We start from the raw sequence: 24,159 nt of genomic DNA, 5'->3' as shown, positions 1-24,159 counted from the left end.
TCAGTCGAAGAGCGCGTCCTCGGCCTCCTCGTCCGTAAGCCGCCCGTCGCGCCGCCGCCGGGCCGGCTTGGCGCGGGGGACCCGGTGCGCGGAGAGCAGCCCGTCGTCCGCGGCGTCGTCGAGGGCGTCGGCCCGGTCGTTGCGGGCGCGCATCCACGCGGAGTACCCCCACACCCCGAAGCCCATGGCCGCGAACAGGTACCACTGGATCGCGTAGGACAGGTGCGGGCCCTCGTCCAGGGTGGGCTCGACGAGCTTCTGCGGCATCGACTCCACCGCCGGGTCCTCCGTGACCATGATCCCGTAGGCCGTCCCGGCCACGGGCCCGCCCACGGTGTCGGCGATCTCGGCGAGGTCGATCGAGGGCACCTGGCCGTCCGGGGCGTCGCGGTCCAGGGCCGGCTCCCCGGGCTTGACCCGCACCACGACCTCGGCGTGGCCGGCGGGCGGGGCCGGCACGGCGTCCGGCTGACCCGGGCTGTTGCCCACCGGGAGCCAGCCGCGGTCCACCACGACGACGGGGCCCTCGTCCGTCCGGAACGGCACGAGCACCTCGTAGCCGGGCTGGCCGGCGCGGGGACGGTTGCGGACGATGAGCGTCTCGTCGACGAGGTACTCGCCGGTCAGTGTCACAGGCGTCCACTCGTCCTCGGTCTGGAACGCGGTGAACAGCCGGGAGGCCTCGGCGAACGGGACCGGGTCGTCGTCGTAGTTCTCCAGGACGCGGTTGACGCGGTGCTGGACCTCCACGCGGCGGTCCCACTGCCACTGGGCGAGCGCATGGCACAGGAACGCGAAGAGGATGCACAGCACGAAGCCGAGGATCCACGGGCCGGTGGCAAGGAAGCCGAAGCGCAGGGGAGGCAGGCGTTCGGCGTCGCGGGCGGTCGGGGCCGACATGGGTGCGGGGGTGCTCATGGGCGCGGGGGCTCCTGCGGGGTCTCGGGCGTCTCGACCTCGGGCGCCTCCGTGGCGGGCGGGTCGAGTGGGCGGGAGCGCCGCAGGAAGCCGCGGGCGCTCAGGAAGTCGTCCAGGAAGGGTCGATGGTCCGCGCAGGCCAGCCAGGTCTTCACGCGGTCCGGGGCGTGGACGCGCGGGTTGTTCCACTCCAGGGCCCAGGTCGCCTCCGCGGTGCACCCGCGGCGCGAGCAGACCGGCCGCTCGGGCCCGTCCGCTGCGGCGTGCGGGGATCGGGCGGCGGAGGCACCGGCGGCGGGGTCGAGGCGGCCGGACGCGAGGGCGCCCAGCAGGTCCATGCCCGGCTCACCCGGGCCCGCCCCGATCACGCGGCGCCCCGTCCGGGCAGGCCGGGACCGCCGGCGGACGAGGACCCTCGGCCCAGCGCCCGGGGCGCACGGTCGCGCGGGTCGTCCACGAGGTCGCCGGTGAGCACGACCGGCTTGGGCGCCGCCGTGTCGTCGGGGCGGGGGGCCAGGGCGGGTCCCTGGGCGGGCACGGCGTGCAGGGTGCCGGCCTGCTGCGGGCCGGTGTTGTTCACGCGCACGACGGCGACGTAGGGCAGCACGACCGCGCCGAGGATGAACCCGAGCTGCCACCAGCCGTGGGCGAAGAGCGCGGCGACGAAGCAGGCGGTGCGGACCAGCATCTGGACCAGGTAGACCCTCATGCGCGCCTCCCGGTCCGCGCTGCGGCCGGCGGCGGCGGTGGTGACCCCCTGGACCTCCGGTGTCGCCCCGCGCCCGGCGCGGGCGGGACGGCCGGCTCGGGAGCCGGCGGCGGAGCTGGTCATGGCGCATCCTCCTGGCACGTCGCGCCCTGCGGAGGGCCCCCGCGCGGCCGCGGACGTAGAGTGGTGGTTCACATGCCGGCGCGCCCGCCCTCGGCGGCGTCCCGCAGGACGGCGTCGACGGCGCCGCGCCGGTGCTCCAGTCTAGTCCCGTCCCGTCCGGAAGGTGTTCCCATGGCCGATCAGACCACCACGCCCGCAGCGGACGCGCAGGCCGCCGGCCGCAGCGTCCTCGTCACGGGGGCAATCGCGGCATCGGCCTGGCCATCGCCCGGGCGTTCGCCGCGAACGGCGACCGGGTGGCCATCACCTCCCGCTCTGGGGAGGGGCCGGAGGGGGTCCTCGCGGTCCGGGCCGACGTGACGGACGCGGCCTCCGTGGACGCGGCCTTCCGCGAGGTCGAGGAGGCCCACGGCCCGGTCGAGGTGCTCGTGGCCAACGCGGGCATCACCCGCGACCAGCTGCTGCTGCGCATGTCCGAGGACGACTTCACCTCGGTGATCGACACCAACCTCACCGGCGCCTTCCGCGTGGTGCAGCGTGCCACCAAGGGCATGATGCGCCTGAAGCGCGGTCGCATCGTCCTGGTCTCCTCCGTGGTGGGCCTGCTCGGCTCGCCCGGCCAGGTCAACTACGCCGCCTCCAAGTCCGGCCTCGTCGGGATGGCCCGCTCGATCACGCGCGAGCTCGGCGCGCGCGGCGTGACCGCGAACGTCGTGGCCCCCGGCTACATCGACACCGAGATGACGCAGTCCCTCGACGACGAGCTCAAGGCCCAATACAAGAAGTCCATCCCGGCCGGCCGCTTCGCCGCCCCGGAGGAGGTGGCCGACGTCGTGCGCTGGCTGGCCTCGGACGAGGCCGCGTACATCTCCGGGGCCGTGATCCCCGTGGACGGCGGCCTGGGCATGGGCCACTGACGACCACCGACCGCTGAGCAGACAGGAAGCACAGAACATGACCGAGCAGGACCTGGCCGGACGCGGCGTCGTCGTCACCGGCTCCTCCCGCGGCATCGGAGCCGCCACCGCCGAGCTGCTGGCCGCCCGCGGCGCGGGCGTCGTGGTGAACTACCGCCAGAAGGCGCCGCGCGCGAACAAGGTGGTGCAGAAGATCGAGGAGGCCGGCGGCCGCGCCGTGGCCGTGGGCGGCGACGTGACCGTCGCCGAGGACCGGGCCGCGCTGCTGGACGCTGCCGTGGAGCACTTCGGCTCGCTCGACGTGCTCGTGCTCAACGCCTCGGGCGGCATGGAGTCCCAGTTCGGCGAGGACTACGCCCTGAAGCTCAACCGTGACGCCCAGGCCGCGCTGGCCGACGCCGCGCTCGAGCGCATGGGCGCCGGCGGGCAGATCGTGTTCGTGACCTCCCACCAGGCGCACTTCATCGACGAGGTCGCCACGATGGACTCCTACGAGCCCGTGGCCCGCTCCAAGCGCGCCGGCGAGGACGCCCTGCGCGAGCGCATCCCCGCGTTCACCGAGAAGGGCGTGGGCTTCGTGGTGGTCTCCGGCGACATGATCGAGGGCACCATCACCGCCACCCTGCTCGACCGCGCCGAGCCCGGTGCCATCGAGGCCCGCCGCGAGGCCGCCGGAAAGCTCTACTCGGTGGAGGAGTTCGCCGCCGAGATCGCCTCCCTCGTGGGCCGCGACGACCTCGAGGTCGGCCACACCGAGCTCGTGGGCGGCGCCGAGGACTTCCTCGGGCAGGACTGAACCGCACCACACCCCTGACGACGTGGGCCGGATCCGTGGGATCCGGCCCTCGTGACCTCCGGGCGCGGGCGCCTCAGAGACCCAGGAGCCACCGCAGGGGGGTGAAGGAGGGCACGTCGACGACGACGTCCGCGTGCTCCCGGAGGATCGGCTTTGCGCACAGCGCCACGCCGCAGCCGGCCGCCTCGAGCAGGTCGATGTCGTTGGCGCCGTCGCCCACGCCGACGGCCTGCTCGGGGGTGAGCCCTGCGTCCTCGGCCCAGGCGCGCAGCATGGCGGCCTTCGCCGCGCGGTCCACGACGTCGCCGAGCACCCTCCCGGTCAAGTGCCCGTCCCGCACCTCGAGCTCGTTGGCGCAGTAGGCGTGCACGCCCCACGCCTCGGCCAGCGGGGCGAGCACCTGGGTGAAGCCACCGGAGACCGCGCACACCCGGCCGCCGGCCGCGGTGACGGCCTCGATCAGCGCGAGGGCTCCGTCGGTGGGCCGGATGGCCCGCACCACATCCGCCACGACGCCCACGGGCAGCCCCGCGAGCGCCTCGACGCGCGCGTGCAGCGAGGCGGCGAAGTCGAGCTCACCGCGCATCGCCCGCTCCGTCACCTCGGCGACCTCGGCCTCGCGGCCGGCGTGGGCGGCGAGCAGCTCGATGACCTCCTGCCGGATCAGCGTGGAGTCCACGTCCGTCACCACGAGGGGCACCGGCGCGGCGGCGACCGCCGCCGGCAGCGTGAGCACGTCCCACCCGGAGCTCGGCTCCGGGGCCGCCGCCCACTCGTCCGCGGCGAAGCGCCAGCCCAGCAGGCCGTCGTCGATGAGCCGTTCGGCGTCGTCCGGCACGCCGACCGGGGGCGCGTCCGTGACGAGGAGGGCGGGGTCGGCGGTGACGACGAGGCGACGCAGGGTGCTCATGCGCGGCATCCTAGGCGGGGGTGTGGGCGCGGCCGGGCGTGCGTCGCATCGGCGACGCACCGGCCGGCCGGACTAGGTGTTGTGGGTCATGAGGTTCTTGACATGGGTACCGGGCTGAGATGAGACGAGTGGGCCTCTCCCGCAGGATGGAAGTTCCTACACCACCGACCTGCCAGAAGAGACCCGCTCATGACTCACGCTAACGCACCCCTGACTCCCACCGGCCGTCTCAGGATGGTCCACCGCCACCTGCACGACGGGATCCCGCAGGCGCACGTGGCCGCCGAGTTCCGGGTGAGCCGGCCCACGGTGGCCACTTGGGTCGCCCGCTACCGCGCCCAGGGAGAAGCCGGCCTTCAGGACCTGCCCAGCCGGCCGCACCGTTCACCTGCCCAGCTCGATCCGGTCTTGGTCGCCCAGATCCACGCCCTGCGGCGGGAGCGCAAGTGGTCCGCACGGCGCATCCATCACTACCTCGTCTCCGAGGGCCACCGGGTGTGTCTTCGTACCGTGGGACGGTGGCTGCACCGACTCGGGATCTCCCGCCTACGGGACCTGACCCCGGCCGGAGAAGACCTGCGCCAACGACCCCAGAAGATCACCGCGAGAGGGCCGGGGCACATGGTGCACCTGGACGTGAAGAAGATCGGGAAGATCCCAGACGGGGGCGGCTGGCGCACCCACGGACGTGAAAGTGAAGCAGGCCGTGCTTCCAAGCGCGGGCCTGGCCGGCGGGTCGGGTACACCTATCTGCACTCGGCGATCGACGGGTTCACCCGGCTGGCCTACACCGAGGCGTTGGAGGACGAGCGGGCGGCCACGACCGTGAGCTTCTACTGCCGGGCGAGGGCGTTCTTCGCCGCCCACGGCATCACCGTGGACCGGGTGATCACGGACAACGGAAACAACTACCGGGCTGCGGACTTCACCGCCAAGGTGGTCTCGCTCGGGGGCCGGCACCACCGGATCCGCCCCTACACCCCGCGCCATAACGGGAAGGTGGAGAGGTACAACCGGCTGATGGTCGATGAGGTCCTCTACGCCCGCCCGTATACCTCAGAGACAGCTCGGCGTGAGGCGCTGGCCGTGTGGGTGAACCACTACAACTACCATCGGCCTCATACCTCCTGCGGGAACGCCCCGCCGGCCTCGTTGGCACCGGCCCGAGTCAACAACGTCATGCCCTCCTACAACTAGGCTGGCCCCCATGACCACCCCCGCGCCTCCCGACGACTGGTTCCTCCCGGATGAGGACGCCGTGCTGCAGATGCGCCGCGTGCGCGTGCGCCGCGGCACCACCGACATCCTCGGCCCCCTGGACTGGACGGTCCGCGCGGGGCAGCGGTGGATCGTGATGGGCCCGAACGGCGCGGGCAAGTCGACGCTGCTCCAGCTGGCCGCGGCCCGCCTGCACCCGACCGCCGGCGACGTCGGCGTGCTGGACGAGGTGCTCGGCGCCGTCGACGTGTTCGAGCTGCGCCCGCGCATCGGCCTCTCCTCCGCCCAGCTCGCCGCCCAGGTGCCCGCGAACGAGACCGTGCAGGACGCCGTCGTCACCGCCTCCTACGGGATCACCGGCACGTGGCGCGAGCGGTACGAGACGGAGGATCGCGCCCGCGCGCTCGGCCTCGTGGCGACCTGGGGGCTCTCCCGCCTCGCGCACCGCGCGTTCGGCACCCTCTCCGAGGGCGAGCGCAAGCGCGTGCTCATCGCCCGCGCCCTGATGACCGACCCCGAGCTGCTCCTGCTGGACGAGCCCGCCGCGGGCCTGGACCTCGCCGGGCGTGAGGACCTCGTGCGCCAGCTGACGGCGCTCGCCACGGACGAGGACGCGCCCGCGCTGGTCCTCGTCACGCACCACCTCGAGGAGGTGCCCCCGGGCTTCACGCATGCGCTGCTGCTGCGGGCCGGCGGCGTCGTGGCGGCCGGGCCCATCGAGTCGACGCTCACCGAGGAGCACCTCTCCGCGGCATTCGGCACGGACCTGAAGGTGACCCGCACCGGCGGTCGGTACACCGCCGTGGCCCGGTGACGGGGCTGCTGACCGCGCAGCTGCTGGGCATGGAGCTGTGGCAGGTCCTGATCGTGCTGCTCGCGGGGTTCTGGGCCGGCACGATCAACTCCGTGATCGGCTCGGGCACGCTCGTCACCTTCCCCACGCTCGTGGCGGTCGGCTTCCCGCCCGTGACGGCGCAGGTCTCCAACGCGATGGGCCTGGTGGCCTCGGGCTTCTCCGGCACGTACGGCTACCGTCGCGAGCTGGCCCAGTCCCGGGTGCTCCTGCCGAAGCTGACCGTCGCGTCCCTGCTCGGCGCGATCATCGGCGCCGCCCTGCTCACCACGCTGCCCCCGGCCGTGTTCGGCTACGTCGCGCCGGTGCTGCTCGTGGTGGCCCTGACGGTTGTCGTCCTGCAGCCGCGCATCCAGCGGTGGGTCCGGCGTCGGGCGGAGGACCAGGGGCCGACCCCCGGCGCGGACTCTCCCGTGCCGGTGGGCCCCGTGACCCCGACGCTGTGGACGCTCGTGTTCCTGACCGGCATCTACGGCGGCTACTTCGTGGCCGCCCAGGGCGTCATGCTCATGGCGATCTTCGGCGTGCTGCTGGTGGGCGGCACCCTCGTGCACGCCAACGCGGTGAAGACGTGGCTGTCGCTGGTGGTCAACCTCACCGCCGCCGCGTTCTACCTGGTCTTCGCCTTCGACCGCATCGATTGGCGGGCCGTCCTGTTGATCGCGCTCTCCTCGCTCGTGGGCGGGCTCGTGGGCGCGCGGATCGGCCGGCGCATCTCACCGACGGCCCTGCGCGTCACCATCGTGATCGTGGGCCTGGTCGGGCTGGTGGTCATGGTGATGCGGCAGGTCTCGGGTGGGTGAGGGCGGGACCCGCGAGGTGCGCCTGGAGCGGATCGAGGACCTCGCCGACCCCCGCCTGGCCCCCTACACGACCATGACGGACGCGGCCCTGCGCCGTCGCGTCGACGCGGAGCACGGCGTCTTCCTCGCCGAGTCATCCCAAGTGGTCCGCCGCGCGCTGGACGCCGGACACACCCCGCGCTCCTTCCTGCTGGGGGACCGCTACCGCCGGTCCTTCGCGGACGTGCTCGCCGCCCATCCGGACGTCCCGGTCTTCACCGGACCCGACGACGTGCTCGAGGCCCTCACCGGGTTCCACCTGCACCGCGGCGCCCTGGCCGCGATGGACCGCCCCGCACCCCGGCCGCTCGCCGACGTCCTCGCGGACGCCCGGCGCGTGCTCATCGCCGAGGACGTCGTGGACCACACGAACGTGGAGTGTTCCAAACCACCGCAGGCTGGCGAACGTTCCTCGGATACCAGCCGACCTTGGCAGCCCAAGGTAGCAAAAAGCGAGGTCGACGATACGTTCGAGCTCAACTCTCGCGTGTCCAGTGGTGAGGAGCGGCGTAGGACGGGAGTTCCTGGCGAGAGTCCAGGGGGCCGACACGATCGTTCTGTCTCGAGTACGAAGCGCCGCTCGCGGATCGCTGTGCTTGAGGGCTTGGTGGATCATACGAACGTTGGGGCATGTTTTAGATCAGCTGCGGCACTGGGTGTCGACGCGATCCTGGTGACGCCGACGTGTGCTGATCCGTTGTACCGGCGGTCTGTCCGTGTGTCGATGGGTACGGTCTTCCAAGTGCCGTGGACTCGCGTTGATGACTGGCCTGCCAGCATCCAGGTGCTTAAGGACGCTGGATATGTCGTGGCGGGCATGACACTGGGGGAGGGCGCAATCACGCTCGATGAGTTGGTCGCCGAGGACCACGACAATCTCGCACTAGTATTCGGGAGTGAGGGGCATGGGCTGACGCCGCAGACCGACAGACTGCTTGATCGGCGCGTGACGATTCCGATGATGCATGGCGTGGACTCGCTGAACGTTGCGGCGAGCTCAGCGGTGACGTTCTACGCGACGAAGTAGTTCAAGGATTCAGCTATCCGATCCAGCCGACGTCCTGCGTGCCTTTATGGCATGGTCGGGTGGAGCTCACTTAGTCTGGTGGCTGTTAGATGCGCGCGAAGGAGACAGCATGGCCCGCCGGAAAATGAATGCTCAATCTACGACCCTGTACAGATTGAGGCATACCGCCAAGCTCGAACATGCTGTCAAGAAGAAGTACCGCGATGAACGCTCCGTCGTCACCGAGCCCTGCAAGGTGGCGGATCGTGACGCCCTCCTCGTATATGGCCGTATAGGGGCCGATGGCCCCGTGAAGTGGGCAAGTCGCGTCCACCAACTCACTGGCGTGACAGTGGAAACAACCAACACAACGGCAGCAGGCGTTCTCTTGCTTCGCGCGAATGATGAAGCTGATACGCCTACCTGGGGATTGTGTTGGGGTATGGGTTGGCTGCTTTTGGATCAGAGTCACGTCGACGGCGCGTTCGGACAGAGACTCGCGCTGAGATCCGTTGATCCGGACCTGCTGAGCTCCCTGACTCGGACAGTACTTGACGAGAGGGCAAAGATCGATCGGTCGTCCATTCCCGCAGGTGCAGGACTGACTGGATTCGGCATCGGTGGTTTCGGTGAGCTGGTCACTCGAGTCGTTGGAAAGGCCGAGATCAAGGGTCTTACCATCGACAAGCCGTTTCGCGTGAGAGGGGCGGACGCCCTCTCGGTGCCACTCGGACTCACCCCCACAGAGCTGGTTTCGGATCTTAAGGTGCTCGAGGCCCTGCTCTCTCAAAAGCCTCGCGCAGAGCTGCAAGTGCTTGAGCAGCTCGTACCGGTTAAGAAGAAAACCTCGTTACATGACAAGCTGGAAGAGCACCTTCGAGCCGAGCTAAAGAAGTCCCCCGACGTATCTAAGATCGCCGTTACGTGGCCCCATGAACACCTAAGCGAGAATAAGCCGCCCGAAGCGTTCCGAGTAAAACGAGGCGGAGGCACCGCTCTGCGCGCCGGCCTACCTACTGCGGCACTGATCATCGACTTGATGAAAGACCGCGAAATTTCGTTCATGGATACCATTAAAATCCAGCTGTTCGGTGACGCGGAGGGCGAGGAGCCCGTAAGTAGTGATATCCCGCTTCGAAAGTGGGTGGCCTTTGAGAAGGAAGAGTCTGGGCGTCGCTACTTCCTGCATAACGGGCAGTGGTATGCGATGGACCTTGACTACGCGAAGCAGCTCGACGACCACGTTAGGAACATCTTTGCGAAACAGGCTGGCGTGGCCATGCCAGCTTGGTATGCGCCTGATGACGAGGAGGCTTATAATCGTAAGGCTGCGCAGGCGCTCGGCGCGGTGTTGATGGATCGGAAGCTCGTGCAGACAACTCAGAATAAGCGGGGCTTCGAGCCGAGTGACCTCATTACGACGAACGATGTGTACGTGCACGTAAAGTCGGCTTCCTCCTCCGCGCCGCTGAGTCACCTCTTCGCCCAAGGCGGCAACTCCGCCCATGCACTGCAGTACGACGAAGAGGCACGCAAGCAACTGCGCAGCCGGGTCCAGCAGCGCGGCGGCAATGAGGATCTGATTGGCGCGAAACCACGAAAGGTCGTGTACGCCATTCGCTCGAAACGCATAGGCGAATCACTTACAGCGGACGACCTCTTCAGCTTTAGTAAGGTCTCACTGGTCAGAGTATTCGACGAGCTGGAAGCCCGCGGTATCGAAGTGAGAATCGCAAGTATTGACTACCTGCCAGAAGAATAGTCAATTACGCTTGGGCGTTGTGGAATCTACGTTCAGGCTCGTCGACTTGTGAAAACGGTCGCGATGGTCGTGGGGTGTCGAACCAAAGAATTAGCCGGTCTTTCCTAGCTAAGTATGTGTAGTGCCACGGTCCCATCGGCCTGACGTGCCGTTCGCTCTAGACCGTTCCGCATCTCTGGTAGCCCCATGCCGTGGTACGACGCGCCGGACCCGACCGATGAACCCGGAAGTTAAGCAAGGGGCATATCGAGACATACTCGGGATCCGTCCTCCAGTTATCATCGGCTTGACTTGCATTCAGCCGGTTCGGAGCTTAGTAGTACTCTCGGACGTAGCCGAGGGCCTTTTCGAAGACGTCGTTGTCGCGAATCTTGAATTGGACGTAGAGGGTCTTCCGAAGCGCTTGGCGCACCTCCTGGTCGCCGCGGATCGTGGACTGCCACCCCTCGAAGCGGACCCCACGGACGACCTCGTCGATCCGGTTGACGACGTTCTCGACGATGATCGGGGTCTGATCGCCCTTGAGAGCGTCAAATAACTCAGTCAAGGCCGCCCGGCCCTTCTCTTCCCGGGGCATCTCGTCGGCTGCTTTCTCGGCAGCAACAGTGTCGCGGGCGAGTTCGAGAAGCTCTCGGAGGAAGTCGAGGCTGGACTGTTGGATGTCGGCGTAGCGCTCGCGCAGGTCGTTGAGGCGCTGGCCGAGTTCGACGAAGACCGGGTTGTGCAGGTGCCGGGCGATGCGTGCGGTGATCTGACGCTCGATCTCTTCGGTGGGGATGTCGGTGCGCCGACCGGTCATGAGGTCTTCGATCGTCTGAGCGTCGAGCACGATCGTCTCGGTGTTCTGCGGGATCTCGACGGCGACGTGCTCGTTGATCAGGTCGATTGTCTTGGCTCCGAGCGCGTGCCACACGAGTCGCCCCGTGATGTCTGAGGGGCGGACCGACTCGTAGACGTCCGTGAGCCAGCGGTAGTCGTCGCGATGCTTGCCCAGTATGGGGTCCGGACTGAGTGCCTCCCACAGTTGCGACACCACGCTGTAGGCGGCTCCGAAGGCGTCCTTCGTGACATCGTCGGCGATCGCGGATTGCGCCTGGACGAGGCCTTCGTACCCGCCGACCGTGCGGTCGACCCCGGGGAAGAACGCGAGCGCGGCAGCCATGGCCGGCGCGAGCTGAGCCTTCAGTTCCTCGATGTTGGAGACGACCTCCCGGACAGCCCGCTCATCGAAGGAGAGGGATCGGGCGACGTCGTCGAAGATGCCGAGGTAGTCGACGATCAGGCCGTGGGTCTTGTCCGGCGGGTACACGCGGTTGGTGCGAGTGATCGCCTGGAGCAGCGTGTGCTCCTTCAGCGGCTTGTCGAGGTACTGGCAGTAGAGGATCGGAGCGTCGAACCCGGTCAGCAGCTTCGCCGTCACGATGATGATCTTGAGCGGGTCGGTCGGGTCATTGAACCGCGCGACAACCTGCTCCAGCTCCTCGGCACCTGGGGTCCACTTGGCCCAGTCGGGCGAGTCACCTCGGGTTTTCGACATGACTATGGTCGATGCCTCCGGCCCGAGGTGCTTGTCGAGCTCGTTCTTGTAGGCGACGCAGGAGGACTTGTCGTACGCGACGACCTGTGCCTTGAACCCCTGTGGCTCGACTTTCTCCCTGAAGTGGCTGGCGATGTCAGCGGCGATCTTCGCGATGCGCGAGGGCGTCTTGATCAGCACTTCGATCGAGGCCGCCTTCTTCGAAAGCGTGATCTTGTCGCTCTCGGAGAGGTCGCGGTCGGCAGCCAGCTCCTCGAACGCCGTGTCGATGGCCTCCTGGTCGATGTGGATCTCCGAGAGGCGTGGCTCAAAGTGCAGCGGAAGAGTCGCACCGTCGCGGATGGAATCCTGGAAGGAGTATCGCGAGAGGTAGCCGCCCTCGTCGTCGGGTGCACCGAACCACTTGAACGTGTTGCGGTCGCGCCGGTTGATCGGGGTGCCGGTCAGACCGAAGAGGTACGCGTTGGGCAGCGCCCCACGCATCTTCTGCCCGTAGTCACCCTCCTGCGAGCGGTGAGCCTCGTCGACCATCGCAATGATGTTCTGCCGAGCGTCGAGGACGCCGGGTGCCTCGCCGAACTTATGGATCGTGGTGATGATGATCTTCCGCGCGCCCTGGCTGAGCAGTGTCTGGAGCTGCGCGCGCGAGTCCGTCGACACCAAGCCCGGGACGTCCGAGGCGTTGAAGGTGCCCGTGATCTGGGTGTCCAGGTCGATGCGGTCGACCACGATCAGGATAGTTGGGTTCGTGAGTTCGGCCATCGCGCGCAGTTTGAGCGCAGTGAAGACCATGAGCAGTGACTTGCCCGAGCCCTGAAAGTGCCAGATCAGGCCCTGCTTGACCTTGCCGAGCAGGACCCGGTCAACGATCAGATTGGTCGCCTGGAACTGCTGGAACCGCGCGATGATCTTGATCTTGCGATGCTTCTTGTCAGTCGCGTAGAGCGTGAAGAATCGCAGGAAGTCCAGCACCGCGCGTGGCGTCAGGACACCTTCGACGGCTTCCTGGACCGCGACGAGACCGATCTTCGCCGGCGCGTCCTCGTCGGTGGGGTCCTCGCGCCAGGGGCCCCAGAGCTCGATGGGCATGCCGATGGTGCCGTATCGGAAGTCCTTTCCCTCGGTTGCGAAGGAGAACACGTTGGGCACGAAGAACTGCGGGACGCTCTGCTCGTAGTCATCGTGGATCTGCGCGGCCCCGTCGATCCAGGTGTACGCCGGCCGGATCGGCGTCTTCGCCTCACCGACCACCAGGGGCAGACCGTTGCACCACAGCACGAGATCGAACCGCTTCTCCAGCCGGCCCTGCGTGAAGGTCACCTCGGTGGAGACGATCCACTGGTTCGAGGAGTCATCGTCGAGATGTTCGAAGTCGATCAGACGGACTGTGGTGTGCTCGCCGTTCGGCCCGAACGGCATCGATTTCTGCCCGGTCAGCCACGCCATGAACTCCTCGTTAGCGACCACCGGGTGCGGGCTGTTGCGCGCCGCGATCAGGATCGCGCGGAGGTTGTAGATGACCTCGTCGGCCTTCGCCGGATCAGCCTCGATCTCAGGGTTGAGGTTGATCAGCGCACCCTTGAGTACGCCTTCCAGCAGCACCTCGTCGACGCGACGCGGCAACTCGCTACCCGGCACGAACTGGACATCGATGGACTTGACGAGGTCCCGGATGAAGTCACGTACCGAGTTTGCCTCGTTGAACTGCGCCATCAGTCGCCCCCGAAAACTGTCTCAGACAGAGCTGACTTGATCGCTTTCACCGCATCCGACTCTTTTGCCACGGAGGCAACTGCGGATGACGCTGAGGCCATCTGCTCGAGCAAAGAATCCTGGTCCTCAAGGGACGGATGCACAACAGAAACGCGGCTCACAATGTCGGTGTTGAGGTTCTTTACCGTCGAGCCGCCGGCACCCTGCCGGAACTGTGACTGCACCCCGTAGCTCCGCAGAAGGTAGTACAGGTAGTCAGTTCGCCAGCGGCCACCGACATCCGAAAGTGAAAGCCAACCATCATGGATGCATCCGTCGATCCGAACGATGTACGGGCGGCCAAAGCTCATCGAGTTCGACAGGATGAAGTCGCCCGGCTTCACCGTGCGAGTCTTGGGAAGACCACTCGGCTTAATTCGTTGCGCCGTCCTGTCGATGAACTTGCCGTCCGGCGGTACGTCACCGATCTTGATCCAGTGCAGTCCGTCGGGACTGTCGGTCAGGTACTCATTGATTGGTCGCGGCGAGCCGCCGCGCACAATCTTAAGAACGTCACCAAGGTTTACCTCGCGACCGGGCGCGGCCCGCACGAACTGCTCAACAAGTTCTGACTGGCTGCGGACTACCTCCGCGTGCACTTTGGTCAGCGCTCGTCTGTGCCGCTCGACGGTCCAGAGGAGGTCGGCGATGCGCTTCTGCTCGTCGAGGGGTGGGAGATCGAACTCGAAATCCTTCAGGTCACGCCAGTTCGTGCGCGGCGACAGCGACCCTGCCGACGTACCGAGAGCATGCTCGAAGAAGCCGTTCGACTGCACGAGGAACGGGAGCAACTCACCAAGGAGCTGCGTCCCATCGGTCTCGAACGTGTAGATGTCGCCGGAGCAGATGGCGTCGAACTCGGCGTAGGCAACCTTGCGCTGGTACGCGCGCCGTTTGCCGAAGAGCGTCTGTCCAGGCTTCACGCGTCGCGTGAAGGTGGTGCCGTCCTCTGTTGAACCCCACCGGCTAACCTTCAGCTCGCCGGGGTCCATGTGCTCCATCGCGATGACGCGGTTGATGCCGGCCGCTTCGAGATCACGGATGGTCTCATTGACGTTACGAACAACGTCGCCGAAGGCAACCCGCTTCCAGCGCGACTTGTCGAGGTTGAGGCTCACGCGGGCACCTCCGCTCTCAGCAGCGCGAGAACGTCAGTAATCGCCTGGTCCGAAACCTGCGCGGCAGTTCGCCACTGCGCCACTGCATCGCTGACATCGATGTGCTCGCCGCCTTCATTCGCCGAGTCGCCCGCGACGTACAACGGAATCGCGAGGCTGTGGCCCTTCTCCGCGATCTGGTCGAGGGTGCCAACTGCAGCGAACCCGTCCTGTGGCTCGAAGGCGCGATAGGCGGCCAGGATCTTCTGTTGGTGCGCCTCGCGGAGGAAGGACTGTGCCTGTTCGCGGGCGACTTCGTTCACGGCATTGATGAACAGCACCTCGCCCTGGTGCTCGGTGGGCTTGTTGGCGCGGAGCGTGACGACCACGGCCTCCATCGGGCTGTTGTAGAAGAGCCCTGCGCCGAGCCCCAGGACGCACTCGATGAGGTCTGACTGCACCAGTGCTTTGCGGAGGGACGCCTCTTCACGCCGGAAGAGCACCCCGTGGGGGAAGAGGATCGCAGCGCGGCCCGTATCGGGGTCGAGGCTCTTGGCGATGTGCTGGAAGAACGCGTAGTCGGCACGTCCCTGTGGCGGGACACCCCAGACGTTCCGGCCGTAGGGGTCCTTGGCGAATGCGGCACGGTTCCAGGCCTTGATGGAGTAGGGCGGGTTTGCCAGCACGACGTCGAACGTCTGCAGATGGCCCTTGCCGTCGAGGAATGCCGGTCGGCTGAGGGTGTCGCCGTGAGCGATGTGACCGTCTGTGATCCCGTGCAGGAACAGATTCATCCGCGCGATGGCAGAGGTCCCGTAGTTGAGCTCCTGGCCGTAGAGGCGCAGATTCCGCCACTCCTTGCCCTGCCTCTTGAGCTCGGCGGCGGTGGAGATGAGCATGCCGCCCGTGCCGCAGGTGGGGTCGTACACCGACTCACCCGGCTGGGGCTCCAGCATCATCGTCATCAGGTGCACCAGCGTGCGATTGGTGTAGAACTCCTGCGCGGTGTGACCGGAGTCGTCCGCGAATTTCTTGATCAGGTACTCGTAGCCGTTGCCGAGCTCGTCCTCGGGCAGGTTGGCGATCGAGAGCGTCTTGGTGGAGAAGTGCTCGATGAGGTCGGCCAGAGTCGAGTCCGGGAGCAGGTCCTTGTTGCCCCAGTCGCCGTCGCCGAAGACGCCGGGGAGTGTGTCGGGGTTGGCCTTCTCGATGGAGCGCATGGCGTGCAGGAGTGCCGCGCCGATGTTCTGCGTGACGCCGTGGATGTCGTCCCAGTGGCAGCCGTGGGGGATGGCGAAGCGGTGGTTCTCTGGGAGGTCGGCGAGCTCCTCGTCTTCGTACACCTCCATCGCGGCGGCGTGCTCCTCGTCGTAGACGTCGGAGATCCGCTTCAAGAAGACCAGCGGGAAGATGTACTGCTTGTAGTCGCCGGCGTCAATCAGGCCACGGAGAACGATTGCCGCGCCCCAGAGGTAGTTCTCCAGCTCACGCTGGGTGATTCGGGTGCTCATACGGACAGCCCCCACTTCGCCAGCTCGGCCTCCAGCGCAGCACGCGTCGTGGTCGCCTCGGCGTGCGCCGTTTCGAGATTCGCGAGCGCGTCCTCGAGCGTGAGCTTCTCACCGCTGTCAGGAGGCGCGACGTACAGCGGGACGTTGAGGTTGTAGTCGTTGCTCTCGATCTCGGCCAGGTCGACGACACGGGAGCGGCCCTCGATGTCAGCGTAGAGCTCATAGGCGTCGAGGATCTGCTGGGCATGCTCGGGTTCGAGGGTGTTCTGGTTGCGTCCGCGCTTGAACAGGTCTTCACCGTTGATGAAGAGCACCTTGCCGTACTCGTCTGGTTGCTTCTCCGTTCGAAGGATCAGCACGCAGGCGGCGAGGCCAGTGCCGTAGAACAGGTTGGGGGCCAACCCGATGACCGCGTCGACGAGGTCTGACTTGAGCACGTGGGTGCGGATCCGCGCCTCAGCTCCCTGCCGGAAGAGTGCCCCTTGGGGCAGGACGACGGCGACCCGGCCGGTCTTCGGCTTCGCGGAGGTGATCATGTGCTGGACCCACGCCCAGTCGGCGTATCCCTTCGGCGGAACACCACCGAGCGCATTCCGGCCCCACTTGTCGGACGCCCACTCGGGCTCGCCCCAATTCTTGAGCGAGAACGGCGGGTTGGCCACGACGCAGTCAAACTGCGCGAGGTTGTTGCCCGTGTAGAAGGCGGGGCTGCGCAACGTGTCCTCGCGGACGATCTTGAAGTCCTCGACGCCGTGTAGCAGCAGGTTCATCCGTGCGATCGCGGAGGTGGCGAGCACCTTCTCCTGGCCGTAGAGCTTGCCCCACAGGGTCTTGGGGCTGCCGCCGGCATCTTTCACGTGCTCGATGACCTCGATCAGCATCCCGCCGGTGCCGCAAGCCGGGTCGTAGACCGTCTCACCCTCGGTGGGATCGAGGATGTTGACGAGCAGGCCGACCACCGAGCGCGGCGTGTAGTACTCACCGGCCTTCTTGTTCGACTGGTCGGCGAACCTCTTGATGAGGTACTCGTACGCGTTGCCGAACACGTCGGGCGGCACAGCGGCGTTGGTCAGAGCCTTACTCGAGAAGTGCTCGATGAGATCGGCGAGCTTGCGGTCGGGCAGCTTGTCCTTGTTGGTCCAGCTGGCGCTGCCGAAGATGCCGTAGAGGGTCTCTGGGTTGGCCTTTTCGATCTCGCGGAACGCGGTCTGCAGCGCAGTGCCGATGTTCTCGGTGTGGCTGCGCACGTCACCCCACAGGCTGCCCTCGGGGATCACGAAGCGGTGGTTCTCCGCAAACAGGGCGAACTCGTGGTCGCCTCCGGACTCGTCCAGCGCTTGGGCGTACTCCTCGAGGTAGACGTCGCTGATCCGCTTGAAGAACATCAGCGGGAAGATGTATGCCTTGAAGTCGGCCTGGTCGATGCTGCCGCGCAGCAGGTCAGCCGCGGCGGCAAGGTACTGCTCAAGCTCCGCCAGCGTCAGCCGATCGCTCCCGCCGTGGGGCCGCAATGCACGCGCTGCCGCGCGTGCCTCATCCTCGGTCATCCGTCTCCTAGCTATTGCTCCGCCACGCGACAAGGCGCTGCCGACTCAGCTTTCCGCCGAGGGGACAACGTGCCCTGACGGGGCGCGTGTCGCGCCAGCACGCGGTGGGCGGTTCCGATCGACACGCCAGCACCTCCGGCGATGCTGCGCAACGTCTCGCCTTGATCTCTCCGCATCCTAATCTCGCGCTGCGTCTCGTCACTAATGGTGCGTGGTCGACCGTGGCTGACTCCGTGTTCCCGCGCTGCTTGGATGCCGGCCCGGACGCGGGAGCTTTGGAGCTCTCGGCGGCGCCGGGTGAGCTCGCGGACGTCATCGAGGAACTCCGAGTCTCCGGTGTGCTCTCCCGCGGCGAGGCCCTTGAGGACTTTCACGGCAACTCCTCGGTCAACGAGGTCCAGCAGTGTCTCGAGCCCGTCGACCATGCTCGTGCTCAGGCTTCGTGCGTGGGTCACGGTGAGCGCATCGCCGTCGCCCACCTCCGCCACAGCAGCGAGGAGCCCGGGGCGGTTCTTGATCAGGCGTCGACGCGATGCTGTCTCCTCGACGAGACGTGAGCAGATCGGCTTGAGTGCTTGCCGTTGCAACCTCGCGTCCTGAGGGTCTGTCCCGACCCGAATGAGTCCGATGAGCGCCATCAGCCCAGGCTCAGGTCGCCGCTGCGCAGTCCCAGCATGGCAGTGTGTGGGGGCATAGGGTTTATTGAACACTCCTAGCCGGCCCACGATGACGACCGAGCGGCCGTATTTGCCTTCTGACCTGCGGAAACGCAATGCTCAGTTCATCGGTGTGTCGACCGGAAGGAACCGAGTTCACGGGTCCGAGATGCTTCAGAACGCGTCGTGACCGCTTTCAACCTGGGCGCCGTGGTGCGCTCCGCCGTCGCCCTCGGCTGGGACGCCCTGCTGCTCACCCCGCAGGCCGCCGACCCGCTCTACCGGCGCGCCATCCGCGTCTCGATGGGCACGGTGTTCCGCCTGCCGTGGGCGCGCCTGCCCGGTCCGGTCGCCCAGTCGCTGCCCGCGCTGCGGGCGGCCGGGTTCGCGGTGGCCGCCCTCGAGGTGACGGAGCGTGCCGTGGGCCTGGACTCCGCCTGGATCGAGCCGCTGCGCACCGCCGAGCGCCTGGCCCTCGTCCTCGGCCAGGAGGGGCCGGGGGTCCGTCCCGAGACCCTCGCCCAGACCGACGCCGACGTCGTCATCCCCATGCCCGCCGGCGTCGACTCGCTGAACGTGGCGGCGGCCGCGGCGGTCGCGCTGTGGGAGCTGCGCGCGCGCTGACCGGCCCGGGTGCGGTAGAGTGGGCGGCTGGCCCGCCCTCCGGCGGACCCCCTGACCACACCTCTCGCGCCCCTGGTCCCAATCAGGCGGCTGACACGAAGGATGCACCATGAAGTCTGAGATCCACCCGGATTACCGCTACGTCATCTTCAACGACCTCGCCTCCGGTGAGAAGATCCTCACCCGCACCACCGCGAACTCCGACAAGACCGCGGAGTGGACCGATGGCAACACCTACCCGGTGATCGACGTCGAGATCTCGGCCGCCTCGCACCCGTTCTACACGGGCAAGCAGCGCATCATGGACACCGCCGGCCGCGTCGAGCGCTTCAACGCCCGCTTCAAGGGCTTCGGCGGCAAGAAGTGACCGCGGCGGCCTGAGCCGCACGCCCACCACGACGACGGGCCCCGCGCCCCCGGAACGATCCGGGCGGTGCGGGGCCCGTCGCGTCGCCCGTAGGCTGACGGGCATGACGACTCTCCACGGTGAATACAAGGTGATCGGCGGCAAGCTGGTCGCGGCGGACCTGAGCCTCGCGGACGGCCGGATCGCGACCGCGAGCATCAACGGCGACTTCTACCTCGAGCCGGATGAGGCGCTCGAGGACCTCAACGCGGCGGTGGCCGGGCTGTCCGCGGACGCTGAGCACCGCGTCATCCGGGAGGCCGTCGAGCGGGGTCTGCGACCCGAGGCCGAGCTGTTCGGCGTGGACGCCTTCGCGGTGGCCTCGGCCGTGCGTCGGGCCCTCGGCAAGGCGACCACGTGGGGGGACCACGAGTGGGAGGTCATCGGGCCGGAGCCGATGCCGATCGCGCTCACCGTGGCCCTGGACGAGGTGCTCACCCGGCAGGTGGCCGAGGGACGTCGCAAGCCGACCATGCGCCTGTGGCAGTGGAACGAGCCGGCCGTGGTGATCGGCGCCTTCCAGTCGCTCGCCAACGAGGTGGACCCCGAGGGGGCGCGGCGGCACGGCATCAACGTGGTGCGGCGGATCTCCGGCGGCGGCGCGATGTTCATGGAGGCGGACAACTGCGTCACGTACTCGATGCACGTCCCGTCGTCGCTGGTCGACGGGCTGGAGACGGCGGAGTCCTACCCGTTCCTGGACGAGTGGACCATGGACGCGCTCTCCCGACTCGGCGTGCACGCGTTCTACCAGCCGCTCAACGACATCGCCACGGACCAGGGGAAGATCGGCGGCGCCGCGCAGAAGCGGGTGGGCACGGCCGGGCTGCTGCACCACGTGACGATGAGCTACGACATCGACGCGGACAAGATGCTCGAGGTGCTGCGCATCGGCCGGGAGAAGCTGCGCGGCAAGGGCGTGACCTCGGCGAAGAAGCGCGTGGACCCGCTCCGGCGCCAGACCGGCGTCTCCCGCGCCGAGATCTGGGAGACCATGATGACCACCTTCGAGGAGCGCTACGGCGCCCGCCGCGTCGAGCTGGACGAGGCCACCCGTGAGGAGGCCGAGCAGCTGGCCCGCACCAAGTTCACGACCCCCGAGTGGACCGCGCGGGTGCCCTGAGCCGCCTGACGGCGTCCCGGCACCGTCCGGCACGCTTCCGTCCGGGGGCGGTTTGCGGTGGTATTCGACGTGAATACCGCCCGAAACCGCCCCCGACGCGTCGAGGTGTGGCGGGGCGGCTCTGTCAGGATCGGACCATGACCCCCGACGACGACGCCCCCGTCCGCCTGATCGCCCGCTCCGACGCCCCGCGGCGCCCACGGTCGACCGTGGACGTCCACTGCGCCCTCGAGCTGGAGCTCGCCTCCGGCCGCCGCGTGCCTCTGCTCACGGACCGCGGCTGGAGCGCGGACGGCACGTGGGACCTCGTCACGGTCCGCGACCTCGACGAGGCCGCCGCCACGGTGACCGGGCCGGACGAGCCGGGCGGCGGCCGCACGCCTGCCCAGGAGGAGACGCGACACTGGGACGCGCTGGCAGCGGTCGCGGCCGAGGCCGGGGTGCCGGTGGGGGCCGCAACGTTGCGCGAGCTGCCGCTGGTGGGGGAGACCTCGCCCGAGCTGGCCGCCCTCGTGGACCGGGCGCACCGCGAGGCCCGCGCCCTGAACCGGCTGCTCGGCGTCCACCCGCTGGCCCTCGGCACGGTCGCGCCGGCCGACGTGCTGGGCGCCGACGCGACCGCCGCGCTGCGGACCGGGCTGGCCGCGGGACTCGGCGTCGCGCCGACGGCGTGGGAGGACCCGGGCGTCGTGCTCGCGCCCGCCGCGGACGCCGACCCGGAGCTGCTGCACGTGGTCCTGCTCCACACGACCGCGGTGGTCGCCGGGCCACCCGCACTCGTGGCCCGCCTCGCGGACGCCGACGTCTCCGACCTGCTCGACGACGCCTCCCTCGGCGCGCACCTGCGCGGCCCGGTGGAGGACGTGTCGGCGGCCTGGCTCCACGCGGCCGACCGGCAGGCGCTGTCTCTCGACCCGGACGGCGGGGCCGCGCACGTGGCGCGCCACGCCGAACTGACGGCCGTGCTGGAGACGCGGCCCGTCGTCGTCGAGCGGGTGGGGATGCGCGACCGGGACGCCCAGCGCGCCGCCGACGCCGTGGGCCTGCGCCGGGTGGGCCGGGAACGCGTGCTCCGCGTTGCCGCGCCCTGAGCTGGAATGGTCACGACACACCGCCTCGCCCGAGGGGAGGCGGCGTGTCGTGACCACTCTGCGCGGGAGGGCTTACCGCTCAGCCCGCCGGCTGCACCGCCTGCACGCGCAGGGACCGCCGCAGGGCGTCCGTGTGCTCCACGACCAGGCGCCGCAGGGCCCCCGGGGCGTCGGGGTGCTCGTCCAGCCAGCGCTGGGCCGCGGCCAGCGTCGGGTGCGACTCCTGCGCGTCGGCGCCGCCGGCCACCGCGTCCTGGCGGCCCGGGAACAGCCCGCCGATCGCGCGCGAGGCCAGCCCGTTGGACCGCGAGGCCCACACCGAGGTCAGGCGCGGCCAGAAGCCGGACTCGTAGGGGGCGAGGAGCTCGACCCCGCCCGCGGCGAAGCCGGCCGCCGTGGCCGAGAGCAGGTCGTTGGACAGCTCCGTGCCGGTGGTCGTGCGGCCGGACATGACCGCCTCCCACGCGGCGGCCTTGACCTCGGCCTCGGGGCGGGCGGCTGCGGCGAGCCGGTGCCACGTGACGGTCTGCGCCGTGCGGCCGGCCTCGAGCTCCGCGTCCAGGCGGTCCTGGTCGGCCCGGCCGGTCGCGGCGAGGGCCTGGAGCACGAGCCAGCGCAGCTCCGCGTCGACCGCCAGGCCCGGCGCGAACGCCGCCGCGTCCTCGCCGAGCAGGGCGGCCTCGAGGGCCGCGGCCATCCCGACGTCGGCCCGCGCCAGCGTCGCCCACGTGCGGGCCGCGGTGCGCTGGCGGTCGGAGCCGGCCTCGAGCGTGCGGGTCTGCTCGGCCAGGACCTCGCCCAGCCGGGACCGCAGCGCGTCACGGTCCTCGGCGCGGGCGTACTGGCCCACGGCCGCGGCGGCCTGCGCCAGCACCTGCGCGTGCACGCCCACGGTCGCGATCCGCGCGGACAGCGTCGCCACCGCGTCCAGGAACCGGGCGACCGGCAGCTCGCCGTCGCGGGTCATCGACCACAGGGCGGCCCACACGGTGGCCTCCGCGAGCGGGTCCGCGATGGGGTGCGTCAGGGCCGCGCGCAGCGAGCCCGCGTCGAGCGCGACGGCGGCGTAGGTGAGGTCCTCGTCGTTGGGCAGCACGAGGCGGACGCCCCCGGGCACCTCGAGGTCCGGCAGGGGCACGGCCGCGCCCTCCGCCCCACCCGGCACATCGGCGGTGACCTGGGCGGTGCGGCGCAGGACGCCGTCCTGCCCGGGCGTGAAGACGCCGACCTTCAGCACGTGCGGGCGGAGGATCGGCCCGCCCGTGACCGGGTCCGCGCCCTCCTGGCGCAGCACCGGGGCGTCGCCGTCGACGTCGACCCGCAGCCGGGGCACGCCGGAGGTGTGCAGCCACGCGTCCGCCCACGCGCGCATGTCCCGCCCCGAGGCGGCCTCGAGGACCGCCATGAAGTCGGCGAGGGAGGCGTTGCCCCACGCGTGGGCGGCGAAGTAGCGATGTGCGGCGTCGAGGAACGCGTCACGGCCCACGTAGGCGGCCAGCTGCTTGAGCACGGAGGCGCCCTTGGCGTAGGTGATCCCGTCGAAGTTCTGACGGGCGGCCTCGAGGTCGACGATGTCCGCGACGATGGGGTGCGTCGTCGGCATCTGGTCCTGCACGTACGCCCAGGCCTTGCGGCGGGACGCGAAGGTCACCCACGCGGTCCGGAAGTCGGTGGCCTCGTCCACGCCGAGGGCGCCCATGTAGTCCGCGAACGACTCCTTGAGCCACAGGTCGTCCCACCAGTGCATCGTCACGAGGTCGCCGAACCACATGTGCGCCATCTCGTGCAGGATCACGTTGGCGCGGCCCTCGTACTGGACCGCGGTGGCCCGCGAGGTGAACACGAAGTCCTCGGTGAAGGTCACGAGGCCCGGGTTCTCCATGGCGCCGAGGTTGTACTCGGGCACGAACGCCTGGTCGTACTTGCCCCACGGGTACGCGACGCCGAAGAGGTCGTGGAAGAACGTCAGCCCCCGCTTCGTCACGTCGAACACGGCCTCGGGGTCGAACGCGTCGGCCATCGTGCGCCGGGTGAACAGCCGCAGCGGCACGGCCTGCGCACCGCTGGCCGGGTGACCGTCCCAGGCGTCCTCCCACTGCGCATAGGGGCCGGCGAGCAGCGTCGTGATGTAGGTGGACTGGGGGAGCGTCGGGGCGAACTCCACCCGGACGACACCGTCCCCGGTCGGCGTCCGGGAGACCTCCGGCCGGTTCGAGGCCAGCACCCAGTCCTCGGGTCCGGTGAGGGAGAAGGTGAAGGCGGCCTTGAGGTCCGGCTGCTCGAAGTCCGGGAACACGCGGCGCGCGTCGGCGGGCTCGTACTGGGTGTAGAGGTAGACCTCGCCGTCGGCGGGGTCCGTGAAGCGGTGCAGGCCCTCGCCCGACCGGGAGTACACGGACCGGCCGACCAGCTCGACCACGTTCTGCGCCGCCAGGTCGGGCAGCAGCACCCGGGCCTCGCCCACGACCTCGGCCACGTCCAGCGCCGTGCCGTTGAGGGTCACCGACTCCACGCCGCCGTGGATCCAGTCCAGGTGGGTCTGCGCGCCGGGCTCGGCGCACGCGAAGCGGATCACGGTGCGGACCGGATAGGTGTCGGCGGCGGCGTCCCGGGCGTCGGAGAGGTCCACGTCCACGACGTAGTCCTGCACCGTGAGCAGGCGGGAGCGGTCCGCGGCCTCCGCGCGGGTGACGTTGGTGGCGTCGAGGTCGGGGGTGGTGTCGGTCAAGGCGAGCCTCCGGTCGGGGATCCAGCGGGGACG

At 68.9% G+C, this 24,159-nt stretch carries 19 protein-coding genes and 2 pseudogenes; 11 read left to right on the top strand and 10 right to left on the bottom strand.

The window, feature by feature from the left end; translation table 11 throughout:
* The 3 genes from POD19_RS09540 to POD19_RS09530 are packed head-to-tail and all read right to left on the bottom strand — an operon-like array spanning position 1 to position 1,750.
* Positions 1-918 carry an SURF1 family cytochrome oxidase biogenesis protein gene (locus POD19_RS09540; protein WP_036315243.1) on the bottom strand — a complete coding sequence of 306 codons (918 nt, stop codon included), beginning with the start codon at positions 916-918 and terminating at the stop codon, positions 1-3.
* Positions 915-1,256, bottom strand: coding sequence for a hypothetical protein (locus tag POD19_RS09535; RefSeq protein ID WP_152743496.1), 342 nt, complete (start codon positions 1,254-1,256; stop codon positions 915-917). Before POD19_RS09535 ends, POD19_RS09540 begins: the two co-directional genes overlap by 4 nt.
* Positions 1,257-1,282: 26 nt before the next feature.
* On the bottom strand, positions 1,283-1,750 hold the full coding sequence (locus POD19_RS09530; RefSeq protein WP_340309447.1) for a DUF3099 domain-containing protein: 468 nt from the start codon (positions 1,748-1,750) through the stop codon (positions 1,283-1,285).
* Between the two features lie 171 nt (positions 1,751-1,921).
* Here POD19_RS09530 and POD19_RS09525 point away from each other — a divergent pair.
* Both POD19_RS09525 and POD19_RS09520 read left to right on the top strand, forming a co-directional pair.
* Positions 1,922-2,667, top strand: a pseudogene (locus tag POD19_RS09525) (beta-ketoacyl-ACP reductase).
* 37 nt (positions 2,668-2,704) lie between these two features.
* Complete coding sequence (locus tag POD19_RS09520; protein WP_095347722.1) at positions 2,705-3,463, top strand: SDR family oxidoreductase; 759 nt, start codon at positions 2,705-2,707, stop codon at positions 3,461-3,463.
* A gap of 73 nt (positions 3,464-3,536) precedes the next feature.
* On the opposite strand, the gene serB is transcribed toward POD19_RS09520, so the two are convergent.
* Entirely contained in the window at positions 3,537-4,373 is an 837-nt protein-coding gene (serB, locus tag POD19_RS09515; RefSeq protein WP_061867251.1) for a phosphoserine phosphatase SerB, read from the bottom strand.
* A 189-nt stretch (positions 4,374-4,562) separates the two neighbouring features.
* Between serB and POD19_RS09510 the strand changes: the two genes are divergently transcribed.
* The 5 genes from POD19_RS09510 to POD19_RS09490 all read left to right on the top strand — a co-directional run bounded on the left by POD19_RS09510 (position 4,563) and on the right by POD19_RS09490 (position 10,054).
* Positions 4,563-5,570 carry an IS481 family transposase gene (locus tag POD19_RS09510; RefSeq protein ID WP_340309446.1) on the top strand — a complete coding sequence of 336 codons (1,008 nt, stop codon included), beginning with the start codon at positions 4,563-4,565 and terminating at the stop codon, positions 5,568-5,570.
* 10 nt (positions 5,571-5,580) lie between these two features.
* Positions 5,581-6,405, top strand: coding sequence for an ABC transporter ATP-binding protein (locus POD19_RS09505; RefSeq protein ID WP_095347721.1), 825 nt, complete (start codon positions 5,581-5,583; stop codon positions 6,403-6,405).
* Entirely contained in the window at positions 6,402-7,247 is an 846-nt protein-coding gene (locus POD19_RS09500; protein WP_095347720.1) for a sulfite exporter TauE/SafE family protein, read from the top strand. The genes POD19_RS09505 and POD19_RS09500 overlap by 4 nt, the downstream gene beginning before the upstream one ends.
* 16 nt (positions 7,248-7,263) lie before the next feature.
* On the top strand, positions 7,264-8,313 hold the full coding sequence (locus POD19_RS09495; RefSeq protein WP_233263273.1) for a TrmH family RNA methyltransferase: 1,050 nt from the start codon (positions 7,264-7,266) through the stop codon (positions 8,311-8,313).
* A 109-nt stretch (positions 8,314-8,422) separates the two neighbouring features.
* Positions 8,423-10,054 (top strand): DUF6119 family protein, encoded by a 1,632-nt coding sequence (locus tag POD19_RS09490; protein WP_340309445.1) that lies wholly within the window; start codon positions 8,423-8,425, stop codon positions 10,052-10,054.
* A 313-nt stretch (positions 10,055-10,367) separates the two neighbouring features.
* On the opposite strand, the gene POD19_RS09485 is transcribed toward POD19_RS09490, so the two are convergent.
* The 5 genes from POD19_RS09485 to POD19_RS13035 are packed head-to-tail and all read right to left on the bottom strand — an operon-like array spanning position 10,368 to position 18,136.
* Entirely contained in the window at positions 10,368-13,304 is a 2,937-nt protein-coding gene (locus POD19_RS09485; RefSeq protein WP_113914395.1) for a type I restriction endonuclease subunit R, read from the bottom strand.
* The gene (locus tag POD19_RS09480; RefSeq protein ID WP_061867256.1) at positions 13,304-14,461 is read right to left on the bottom strand and encodes a restriction endonuclease subunit S; all 1,158 of its coding nucleotides are present in this window, start codon (positions 14,459-14,461) and stop codon (positions 13,304-13,306) included. The genes POD19_RS09485 and POD19_RS09480 overlap by 1 nt, the downstream gene beginning before the upstream one ends.
* Positions 14,458-15,951, bottom strand: coding sequence for a type I restriction-modification system subunit M (locus POD19_RS09475; protein WP_061867257.1), 1,494 nt, complete (start codon positions 15,949-15,951; stop codon positions 14,458-14,460). The genes POD19_RS09480 and POD19_RS09475 overlap by 4 nt, the downstream gene beginning before the upstream one ends.
* The gene (locus tag POD19_RS09470) at positions 15,948-17,498 is read right to left on the bottom strand and encodes a type I restriction-modification system subunit M (RefSeq protein WP_061873146.1); all 1,551 of its coding nucleotides are present in this window, start codon (positions 17,496-17,498) and stop codon (positions 15,948-15,950) included. Before POD19_RS09470 ends, POD19_RS09475 begins: the two co-directional genes overlap by 4 nt.
* A gap of 11 nt (positions 17,499-17,509) precedes the next feature.
* Positions 17,510-18,136: a recombinase family protein gene (locus tag POD19_RS13035; RefSeq protein WP_084776553.1), complete on the bottom strand. Its 627-nt coding sequence runs from the start codon at positions 18,134-18,136 to the stop codon at positions 17,510-17,512.
* 192 nt (positions 18,137-18,328) lie between these two features.
* Here POD19_RS13035 and POD19_RS09460 point away from each other — a divergent pair.
* The 4 genes and pseudogenes from POD19_RS09460 to POD19_RS09445 form a co-directional block, all read left to right on the top strand.
* Positions 18,329-18,778, top strand: a pseudogene (locus POD19_RS09460) (TrmH family RNA methyltransferase); the annotation flags it as partial.
* Between the two features lie 109 nt (positions 18,779-18,887).
* Positions 18,888-19,145: a type B 50S ribosomal protein L31 gene (locus POD19_RS09455; RefSeq protein WP_002855042.1), complete on the top strand. Its 258-nt coding sequence runs from the start codon at positions 18,888-18,890 to the stop codon at positions 19,143-19,145.
* A 103-nt stretch (positions 19,146-19,248) separates the two neighbouring features.
* The gene (locus POD19_RS09450) at positions 19,249-20,307 is read left to right on the top strand and encodes a lipoate--protein ligase family protein (RefSeq protein ID WP_340309444.1); all 1,059 of its coding nucleotides are present in this window, start codon (positions 19,249-19,251) and stop codon (positions 20,305-20,307) included.
* A 137-nt stretch (positions 20,308-20,444) separates the two neighbouring features.
* On the top strand, positions 20,445-21,398 hold the full coding sequence (locus POD19_RS09445) for a hypothetical protein (RefSeq protein WP_101962892.1): 954 nt from the start codon (positions 20,445-20,447) through the stop codon (positions 21,396-21,398).
* Positions 21,399-21,477: 79 nt separating this feature from the next.
* On the opposite strand, the gene pepN is transcribed toward POD19_RS09445, so the two are convergent.
* Positions 21,478-24,126: an aminopeptidase N gene (gene pepN, locus POD19_RS09440; RefSeq protein WP_069941299.1), complete on the bottom strand. Its 2,649-nt coding sequence runs from the start codon at positions 24,124-24,126 to the stop codon at positions 21,478-21,480.
* Between the last annotated feature and the right edge of the window lie 33 nt (positions 24,127-24,159).

It is taken from the genome of Micrococcus sp. GPGPB33 (assembly GCF_037853785.1).
In the GTDB taxonomy this organism is placed as follows: domain Bacteria; phylum Actinomycetota; class Actinomycetes; order Actinomycetales; family Micrococcaceae; genus Micrococcus; species Micrococcus luteus.
This window is presented reverse-complemented; position numbering and strand designations above follow the sequence as displayed.